We start from the raw sequence: 9619 nt of genomic DNA, 5'->3' as shown, positions 1-9619 counted from the left end.
GTGTAGAGGGATTGACTTAATGGGTTATTGGAAATATTCCTGGCTCTTTCAACCAGTCTTCCAAGAGGAGAGAGAATAGCCAAAACACTAACAGAGCTTAAGCTTCCTGACATTAAAGTGGCTAACAATAAGCTGCTTATTGATGTATCAGTAAGCATGCCGGCAGCCATTGCGCTTGATATAATACTACCCCATATGAGCAAGAGTATTTTCACGGAAAAGCTAGCAGCCAATTTCGGCCTCGCGGCCTTCCCGCTTCTCAATTGAGCATATAATTTTTCCGCAGCCAAAACCTGCTCAGGTTCAGGCTTGGTCCTTACAGACTGGTATTCAACAATCGAACCATTCTTAGCTATTGGCGTTACATAAGCACTTACCCAATAGTGGTCGCCATTTTTACAGCGATTTTTTACTAGCCCCATCCATGAGCGGCCAGATTTTAATGTACTCCACATATGCTCAAATGCAGCAGGCGGCATATCTGGGTGTCTTACGATGTTGTGAGGCTGGCCTAATAGTTCTTCCTCAGTGAAACCACTGATTTTAATGAAGTCAGGATTAACGTACGTGATATGGCTTTGAGGGGAGGTAGTCGAAAGAATATTGGCATCTTTTGGGAGTTCTAAGTTTCGACCCGTCACTGGTAAATTCTGGCGCATAAGAACCTCAAGGGTTGGCTGTTTTATTTTATTGTTTTCGGCATTAAGCCCAATTTCTTGAGCGTTACGATAAAGCTAGCATGGAAACGATAGGTGCAGCAAGTTAAGGGTTGCATCGCGCATGTCAATCTAGGCTATACCCTAACTTGATGTCAGGCAGGGCCGCGCCGCTTCGTCAGAATAGAGTCATCTTTCGCATTTTTTGACACATGCCCGCGAAGGTCGTAGATTTCAGCCTGACAGAAACGGGGTTTGAGGCACAACGGAACAGAAGGAGCACTTAAGCCGCCTTCAACCAAGGAGACATCGTGCAGGGGCACCGCATCGGCTACGTCCGGGTCAGCAGCTTCGACCAGAACCCGGAACGCCAGCTGGAACAGACCCAGGTGAGCAAGGTGTTCACCGACAAAGCCTCGGGCAAGGACACCCAGCGCCCCCAGCTCGAAGCGCTACTGAGCTTCGTCCGCGAGGGCGACACCGTGGTGGTGCACAGCATGGATCGTCTGGCCCGCAACCTCGACGACCTGCGCCGCCTTGTACAGAAGCTGACCCAGCGCGGCGTACGCATCGAGTTCTTGAAGGAGGGGCTGGTATTCACCGGCGAGGACTCGCCGATGGCCAACCTGATGCTGTCGGTGATGGGGGCCTTCGCCGAGTTCGAGCGTGCGCTGATCCGTGAGCAGCAGCGCTACCGGGCCAGCGGCCTCAACCTGGTGACGGCGGCTATCGTGCTGTGGAACACGGTGTACCTGGAGCGCGCCACCCAGGGGTTGGTCGAGGCCGGCAAGCCGGTGGACGGCGAGCTGCTGCAATTCCTGTCGCCGCTGGGCTGGGAGCACATCAACCTAACCGGCGATTACGTCTGGCGGCAGAGCCGCAGACTGGAAGACGGGAAGTTTCGGCCCTTACTGATGCCCGGAAAACCTTAGCGTACGATTTTTTCCGAATTCTGCGGGCTCCCCTAAATCGAATGTCAGCAAGCTCTTGAACGCCGCAGACGGGAAGAAGCTGAATTAAGCAACACATTGAAGCACTGAGCAAGCGGTTCCGTGTTTCCCCACCCTTGTTCTTTTAGCCTGGAAGGTTCGCCGCCGGGCCGGTGCCGGGGATGGCCAGCGGTTTGCCTGGTGCGGGAGTCGCCGGTCACCCCTCAATGTCGTGGTGCGACATCGAGCGCCGGGGGCCTGGTGTTTCGCCTGGGGGGGTCGCCGCCGGGCCGGTGCCGGGGATGGCCAGCGGTTTGCCTGGTGCGGGAGTCGCCGGTCACCCCTCAATGTCTTGGTGCGACAATCGAGCGCCGGGGGCCTGGTGTTTCGCCTGGGGGGTTCGCCGCCGGGCCGGTGCCGGGGATGGCCAGCGGTTTGCCTGGTGCGGGAGTCGCCGGTCACCCCTCAATGCCTTGGTGCGACATTGAGCGCCGGGGGGCTGGTGTTTCGCCTGGGAGGTTCGCCGCCGGGCCGGGGCCGGGGATGGCCAGCGGTTTGCCTAGTGTTCTAGTTCACATCCTTCCTAAGCGGTGCCGAAGAGAAGTTTCATATCATCAGTACCCAAATCATACCGGAAATGCTCGATAGTGCGGCACTCAAGCAAAACCTGGATGATGTCCGGCGCTTGGAGCTGCGCTTCATGTTGCTGGGCAATGGGGCCAATCTACCTCAGGAGGAGCAGTTGGTGGCCGAGACGGTGACCCGGGTGCAGCAGAGCCTGGCGGATTATGAGAGTGATTTGCGCACCCCGGAGCAGCGGACGCTGTTCGAGGAGTTGCGCAACAAGTGGCAGGCTTATCTGCCCCTGCACCAGGAGATCATGAGCCTGAAGCGAGAAGGGCAGACCGAGGTGGCGGCCCAGAAGTCGGTGGCATCCGTTGCGCTCTACTATGGGCTTACCTCCCTGGTTGGCAAGCTGATGGACCTGAACCAGCAGCAGGCTAGTGCCATGGAGGCCCAGTTTAACCGTGCCAATAAACAGGCCAAGCGCTGGATCGTCGGTTCGCTACTGGCGGCGGTGTTGCTGGTGTTTGGGCTGGCCTACTGGCTCTCCGGCCAGATCAGAAAGCCGCTGGCGCACCTGGTGGAGCAGGCCAATCGGCTCTCCAGAGGCGATTTGAGCGGCACGCTGGATCCGCGCTGCTTTGCTCGCGACGAACTGGGCCAGCTGGCCTCGGCCTTTGGCAGCATGCACACCAATCTGCGGACCCTGATTGCCGATGTGGCCGCTGCCGTTCACCAATTGGGAACGTCGGTGGAGGAGGTCAATGCCATCGCTACCCAATCCTCTCAGGGGGTTGCCCAGCAGCTCCAAGAGATCGATCAGTTTGCCGCCGCCATCAACGAGTTGCAATCCACGGTGCAGGAGGTGTCGCGCAACTGCAACGAGGCGGCCAACTCGGCCAGTACGGCGGCGGGGGACTCCTCGGCGGGGTTGCATGCCGTGCAGTTGGCCATCAAGGATACCGGTGTGGTGGCGCAGAAGCTGGAGCAGGCCGGGCAGGTGGTGGATCATCTGCAGCAGGATAGCCAGAGCATCGGTGTGGCGCTGGAGGTGATCCGCTCCATCGCCGATCAGACCAACCTGCTGGCGCTCAATGCCGCCATCGAGGCGGCACGGGCCGGTGAGCATGGTCGGGGTTTTGCCGTGGTGGCCGACGAGGTGCGCACCCTGGCCAAGCGAACCCAGGACTCTACCAGCGAGATCAACCGCATCATAGATCTGCTGCAGAGCCGGGCCCGCGAGACGGTGGAGAATATGGATCATAGCCGTCAGTTGATGGACACCACGGTGAACAGTACCTCGGATGTGGGCTCCATAATCCACAAGGTCACCGAATCGGTGGCGCTGATCTCGGACATGAACACCCAGATTGCCACCGCCACCGAGGAGCAGAACTCGGTGACCGAGGATCTGAACCGCAACATAGCGGTGATCCATGAGGCGGCCAACGAGGTGGCCAGTGGCGCCGAGCAGACGGCCTCCGCCTGCCTCTCCCTGAGCCAGTTAGCCGAACAGCTGCAGGGACGGGTTGCCCAGTTCCAGTTGTAAGCGTGGTGTGCTGTATCCAGTTCCTGCCGCCATTCGGTGGCGGGAAACCCAATGAAATCAAATAGATACAAAATAATCAAGTAACTTCTCATTAAGTCGTGGCGATGGGCTCCTTTTACCGCTGGTTGATCAGTTCAGCTAGCGGCACAAATGGACCACCATTTATCCTCTCCTGCAGATATTTCCAGAACGACATACCCAACTTTCTGCAGGTATTTTTCAGACTCATAAATGTATCCCGGCAACGTCTCCCTTCCTCGCTGCGGGTGCTTCCGCTCACCTTTCGCTTCTTCACATGACCCCGGATGTCCCGCTCGCTACCATTGGTGTGCAACGGCACCTCCGGCCGCTTCAGCACCAGCAATAATTCGTCCTTGTGTTCGCGTAACCGCTTCAGCAGCCGGTTCAACGGTCAGCTCTGCGCAAGGCAGGCCACGCAGCTCCTGTACGATCCGCTCGACCACCACGCCGTATTGGGCGCGTAACCCTTTGGCATCGCTAGCCACCAGGTCAGCCACGGTGTTGATGCCTTGTGCCACCAACTTAGCGCCCAAGCGCCGTCCTATGCCCCACACCTCATTCACCGGGGTGATAGCCATCAGCCGGGCACGGCGCAGCTCGTCACGCAAGTCCACAACGCCGCCCGTGGCAGGCCACTTCTTGGCTGCATAGTTGGCCAGCTTGGCGAGGGTCTTGGTGGGGCCGATCCCAACCCCTACCGTTAGGCCGGTCCACTGCCACACTCGCTGCCGGATCTGTTGCCCATAGGCTGTCAGGTTCCCGGCAAACGACTCCGACAGTGACAGGAATGCTTCATCGATGGAGTAGACCTCCAGCTCGGGGGCCATGGTCTCTAACGTGCTCATCACTCGGCCAGACATATCGCCATAGAGCGCGTAGTTGGAGCTGAACGCCACACCGCCATGCGCCTCGAACTGCTCGCGGATCTTGAAGTAGGGCCCGGCCATCTTGATGCCCATCGCCTTGGCCTTGGGGCTGCGCGACACCACGCATCCATCATTGTTGGAGAGCACCACGATCGGGCGGCCACGCAGCTCAGGGCGAAACAGCCGCTCACAGCTGGCGTAGAAGTTGTTTACATCAACGAGCGCTATAGCCATCACGCTGCCTCAGATTGCCAATCACATGGGTGACCACTCCGAACAACTCCAGGGAGAGACTCATACAAGGGTCGATAGGCGCGAACGCCGGATTGGCTGGCAGCAGCCGCAACCTCGGCTTGAGCTGCAAGGTCTTTACCGTGAAGCCGCCATCGAGTAGTGCAATCACCACATCACCATGGCGAGGGGTGAGGCTCTTATCGACCACCAGCAAGTCACCGGGAAAGATGCCGACCCCGGTCATGCTCTCCCCCTCGGCACGCAGATAGAAGGTTGCTGCAGGGTGCGGCACGCAGTGGGTGTTGAGGTCCAACTTCCCTTCCAGATAGTCGCTGGCTGGGCTGGGAAAGCCACAAGAGGCGCGGTGCAAGAACAGCGGGATGGTCACCTCGGCGGGTGATGGGTCTGGGGTTAACAGCTTCATGGTAATAACGCCTGTGTTTATATACAGGCATTATAGCGCGCCACCTTTGAACCAGCGCAAGTCCCGCATGCCACTGATGGCGTACCATGGCGCCAACAAATAACAAAGAGATCAGTATGAGTCACAATCTGTGTGCCCTACCGAAAGAGCAGCAAGAACGGGTCGAGGTCGAGAAGGCTGCCGCATATGCCGTATGGAAAGAGCGCAACGGTCACTTGGCCAGCGCAGAAAGCGAAGCAAGCCAGCATAAGGGTGAGCTGGGCAGCTACTTTCTTGAGCAAGTGGGTAAATACAAACGAGGTTAATTATCTCAAGCTGGACTGAACGCGCCTCAGTGGACGTCTTGCCATCACGCATCCGCCTGAAAACACGACATGTTAAAAACCTCAGTATCGAGGCTGAGCGGCTGGCCCGGTATAGTCAATCGAGTTCACGTCAGAGGAGAGATGCAATGAGTCACCAACCCGGCTTTTGGTTAGCGACACGCCAGTGGTCGCTGGCCGCACTGCTGCTGAGCCTAACGCCGCAAGTCGTGTTTGCAGCCGACTGCACCTATCGAAAAGATGCATTGGGCCATACCCGCTATCAATGTGACGATGGCAAGCAGGGCACCTTACGTGAGGATGCGCTTGGCAACATCAAAGACTCGGGAACCGGAACGACCTGGCGTAAGGACGCGCTCGGCAATCTTAAGAGGAGCGATGGCACTACCTATCGGCAAGACGCGCTGGGCAATATTCGCGGCAGCAATGCCAAAACCGGTGAACGGGTGACATGGCGTGAAGATGCACTTGGTCAGTTGCGTGCATCTGATGGCACCGTCTGTCGAACCAACGCGCTGGGGCAACTCAAATGCCGTGGCGAGAGCACACCGCCGGCCTTGCTGGAAGGCAAATGATGGCGTTTTGCAGCAAACGATCTGCCTATCCGTCACTGATGTGATATCCACCATGGTTGCCACAGGGTCAAGTGGGTAAACTCGTTGGCAATCTCTGGCGTGCTCACCCGTATGGGTGCAAACAATCGCCTCTTTTCGTTTTCCATGCGCCCTTGGCGCAAACTGACTCTTATTGGAACCCTTTCCATGGCTATCAAGAAAAACGAACTCTACTCCTCCCTGTGGGCCAGTTGCGATGAACTGCGCGGCGGCATGGACGCCTCCCAGTACAAGGACTATGTGCTGACCCTGCTGTTTGTGAAGTACGTTTCCGACAAGGCCAAGGGCAATCCCTACGCCATGATTGAGGTGCCGCAAGGGGCGAGCTTCGAGGATATGGTGGCGCTCAAGGGCGACAAGAATATCGGCGAGGCGATCAACCTCACCATCTCGGCGCTGGCCGGAGCCAATGATCTCAAGGGCGTGATCGACATCGCCGACTTCAACGATGAGGACAAGCTGGGCAAGGGCAAGGAGATGATCGACCGCCTGACCAAGCTGATTGGCATCTTCGAGGGGCTGGATCTCTCCGCCAACCGCACCGAGGGAGATGATCTGCTAGGTGATGCCTACGAATACCTGATGCGCCACTTCGCCACCGAATCAGGCAAGTCCAAGGGGCAGTTCTATACCCCGGCCGAGGTGTCGCGCATTCTGGCCAAGGTGATCGGCATCAGTCGCCAGACGCCGCAAGATGCCACCGTCTACGACCCCACCTGCGGCTCCGGCTCTCTGCTGCTCAAGGCCAGTGACGAGGCGGGCCCCAAGGGGCTCACCATCTACGGTCAGGAGATGGATAACGCCACCAGCGCCCTGGCGCGCATGAACATGATCCTGCACGACAACCCGACCGCCAAGATCTGGAAGGGCAATACCCTGGCCGCGCCCCAGTGGAAGGAGGGCAACAACCAGCTCAAGTGCTTCGACTTTGCCGTCGCCAACCCGCCCTTTTCCAACAAGAACTGGACCAGCGGCCTGGATGCCGAGCACGATGAGTTTGGCCGCTTTGTCTGGGGCGTACCGCCGGAGAAAAATGGCGATTACGCCTTCTTGCTGCACATCATCAAGAGCCTCAACAGCCGCGGCAAGGGGGCGGTGATCCTGCCTCACGGCGTGCTGTTTCGTGGCAATGCCGAGGCGCGCATCCGCGAGAATCTGCTCAAACAAGGCTTTATCAAGGGCATTATCGGCCTGCCTGCCAACCTCTTCTACGGCACCGGTATTCCGGCCTGCATCATCGTCATCGACAAAGAGACGGCCCCTCAGCGCGCCATCCAGGCCAACGGCTATACCAGCCAGAGCCTGTTTATGATCGATGCCAGCAAAGGCTTTATCAAAGATGGCAACAAGAACCGGCTGCGCGAGCAGGACATCCACAAGATCGTCGATACCTTTACCCGCGAGCAGATGATCCCCCGTTACAGCCGCGCCGTGCCGCTGTCGGAGATCGCCGCCAACGACTACAACCTGAATATTCCGCGCTATATCGATGCCAGCGAGGCCGAAGATCTGCACGATCTGGCCGCCCACCTTAAAGGCGGCATTCCCAATCGGGATATCGATGCCCTGGGCGCTTACTGGCAGGTGTTCCCGACCCTGCGGGCCGATCTGTTTGCTCCGGCCCATGCTGGCTATAGCCATGGTCTGGTGGAGGCCGCCAAGGTCAAGGGCACCATACTGGCGCACCCCGAATTTGTCCGTTTTGCATCTGCTTCACTCGAACCCTTCTCACGCTGGTTTACCGAGTGCCATCTGCCGGAGATAAAGCCGGGCGAATCGCCCAAGGCCTTGATCGAGGAGATCAGCGAATCGCTGCTCGCCGCCTATGCGCCGCTGCCGCTGCTGGATAACTACGATATCTACCAACTGCTGCTGGACTACTGGCATGCCGTGATGCAGGACGATGTGTATGTGCTCTGCCAGGATGGCTGGGCGGCGGGCAAGGTGCTGCGCGAGCTTAAAGTCGACAAGGGCGAAAAGCTTAAAGAGACGCCGGATCTGGTGCTTGGCCGCGCCAAATACAAGGCCGAGCTGCTGCCACCGGCGCTGCTGGTGGCCCGTTTCTTTAGCAATGAGCAGGCCGCTATTGATGCCCTGCAGGCCACCGCGGATGAGGCAAGCCAATCCTTGGAAAGCTATCTGGAAGAGCAGGGCGGCGAGGAGGGGCTGCTGAGTGACGCCGCCAACGACGCGGGCAAGATCAACGCCGCCAGCCTCAAGGCGCGGCTCAAGCAGGCCAGCGATGCCGAGGAAAAGGCGGCGCTAAAAACCGCCATCAAGCGGTTCGAAGCCGAAAGTCAGGCTAAAAAGGCGGTAAAAGAAGCGCAAGAGGCGCTGGATCGGGCCGTGGTTGCCCGTTACCCCAAGCTGACAGAGAGTGAGATCAAGCAACTGCTGGTGGAGGATAAGTGGCGCGCCAGCTTGCAAGCCGCCATCGAGGCGGAGATTGAGCGCATCACCCAGCAGCTGGCTAACCGCGTCAAGGAGTTGGAGGAGCGCTACAGCGCCACCCTGCCGCAACTGACCCAGCAGGTCGCCGCTCTGGAGGCCAAGGTGGCCGCGCATCTTAAGAGCATGGGGCTGGAGTGGGCATAATGGCAGAGCAGATGATGCAAGAGGCAGCAGGCAAGGCGATCCCGGCAGGCTATCAGCAGACCGAAGTGGGGGCTATTCTGGAGGACTGGGAGGCAATTCCTTTAGGCGGGATATGTAAAGTACAGGGTGGCTTTGCCTTCAAGAGTGAAAAATTTAAAAAAACAGGCGTTCCTATTTTACGAATAAGTAACATTCAGTCTGGATTCTTGGATGTAAATGAAGTTGTTTATTATGCGGTTGGCGAAAAAATCCCAAAGCAATTTGAAGTACATGATGGTGATGCTCTGATTGCCATGTCTGGTGCTACTACTGGAAAAGTTGGTGTCTACAATAAAAATGAGGTCGCCTATTTAAACCAGCGCGTTGGTAAGTTTGTTCTTTATGGCAATGCAGATATGAAATACATTCAACATGTTGTTGGATCCGATTTGTACAAGAGCGCATTGAGTAATATGCTGGAACAAGGTGCACAGCCTAATATCAGTTCGTCACAGCTAGAACGTATAATCATTCGTAAGCCAACGTTAGAAATAGAGCAGAAAATCATTGCCAATGTGCTGTCGGATAGCGATGCGCTAATCGATGCGCTGGAGCAGCTGATCGCCAAGAAGCAGGCCATCAAGAGCGGCACCATGCAGCAACTGCTGACCGGCCGCACCCGCCTGCCCGCCTTCGCCCTGCGCCCCGATGGTACTAAAAAAGGCTACAAGCCCAGCGAACTGGGAGATATTCCGGAGGATTGGGAGGTTATTCCACTAGGGGATATTTGCAGGGCGAGATCGTGAACATTTTGTTAAAAATTAAAAATAGTTTTTTGCCTACAAAACAAATACTTATAGGCCTG

At 57.4% G+C, this 9619-nt stretch carries 8 protein-coding genes and 3 pseudogenes; 7 read left to right on the top strand and 4 right to left on the bottom strand.

Annotated elements, in window-relative coordinates:
- Positions 1 to 659: PAS domain-containing protein (locus OKC40_RS20965; RefSeq protein WP_139496984.1), on the bottom strand; the 659-nt coding region annotated here is incomplete at its 3' end.
- A gap of 308 nt (positions 660 to 967) precedes the next feature.
- Between OKC40_RS20965 and OKC40_RS20960 the strand changes: the two are divergent.
- From OKC40_RS20960 to OKC40_RS20950, 3 genes and pseudogenes are all read left to right on the top strand, one after another.
- Positions 968 to 1336 (top strand): annotated as a pseudogene (locus tag OKC40_RS20960) (recombinase family protein); the annotation flags it as partial.
- Positions 1337 to 1588, top strand: a pseudogene (locus OKC40_RS20955) (Tn3 family transposase); the annotation flags it as partial.
- 634 nt (positions 1589 to 2222) lie between these two features.
- Entirely contained in the window at positions 2223 to 3698 is a 1476-nt protein-coding gene (locus tag OKC40_RS20950) for a HAMP domain-containing methyl-accepting chemotaxis protein (protein WP_024945039.1), read from the top strand.
- Between the two features lie 115 nt (positions 3699 to 3813).
- Here the strand turns inward: OKC40_RS20950 and OKC40_RS23010 are convergent, their stop codons facing one another.
- From OKC40_RS23010 to umuD, 3 genes and pseudogenes are all read right to left on the bottom strand, one after another.
- Positions 3814 to 4056 carry a hypothetical protein gene (locus OKC40_RS23010; RefSeq protein ID WP_231557019.1) on the bottom strand — a complete coding sequence of 81 codons (243 nt, stop codon included), beginning with the start codon at positions 4054 to 4056 and terminating at the stop codon, positions 3814 to 3816.
- Between the two features lie 34 nt (positions 4057 to 4090).
- Positions 4091 to 4819: pseudogene (locus tag OKC40_RS20945) on the bottom strand (Y-family DNA polymerase); the annotation flags it as partial.
- A complete protein-coding gene (umuD, locus tag OKC40_RS20940) occupies positions 4800 to 5243 on the bottom strand; it encodes a translesion error-prone DNA polymerase V autoproteolytic subunit (RefSeq protein ID WP_024945037.1) in 444 nt (147 codons plus the stop codon). The gene umuD and the pseudogene OKC40_RS20945, both read right to left, overlap by 20 nt.
- Before the next feature lie 116 nt (positions 5244 to 5359).
- On the opposite strand from umuD, the gene OKC40_RS20935 reads away from it, so the two are divergent.
- The 4 genes from OKC40_RS20935 (at position 5360) to OKC40_RS20920 (ending at position 9560) form a co-directional block, all read left to right on the top strand.
- The gene (locus tag OKC40_RS20935; protein ID WP_021138010.1) at positions 5360 to 5548 is read left to right on the top strand and encodes a DUF3283 family protein; all 189 of its coding nucleotides are present in this window, start codon (positions 5360 to 5362) and stop codon (positions 5546 to 5548) included.
- 146 nt (positions 5549 to 5694) lie between these two features.
- Positions 5695 to 6141, top strand: a complete 447-nt coding sequence (locus tag OKC40_RS20930) for a hypothetical protein (RefSeq protein WP_043852095.1) — start codon at positions 5695 to 5697, stop codon at positions 6139 to 6141.
- 186 nt (positions 6142 to 6327) lie between these two features.
- Positions 6328 to 8775, top strand: coding sequence for a type I restriction-modification system subunit M (locus OKC40_RS20925; protein ID WP_113995997.1), 2448 nt, complete (start codon positions 6328 to 6330; stop codon positions 8773 to 8775).
- Entirely contained in the window at positions 8775 to 9560 is a 786-nt protein-coding gene (locus OKC40_RS20920; protein WP_270796853.1) for a restriction endonuclease subunit S, read from the top strand. The genes OKC40_RS20925 and OKC40_RS20920 overlap by 1 nt, the downstream gene beginning before the upstream one ends.
- The last annotated feature ends 59 nt before the right edge of the window (positions 9561 to 9619 follow it).

Origin of the sequence: Aeromonas sp. QDB11, from assembly GCF_027705265.1 — a bacterium.
Lineage (GTDB): Bacteria > Pseudomonadota > Gammaproteobacteria > Enterobacterales > Aeromonadaceae > Aeromonas > Aeromonas allosaccharophila.
This window is presented reverse-complemented; position numbering and strand designations above follow the sequence as displayed.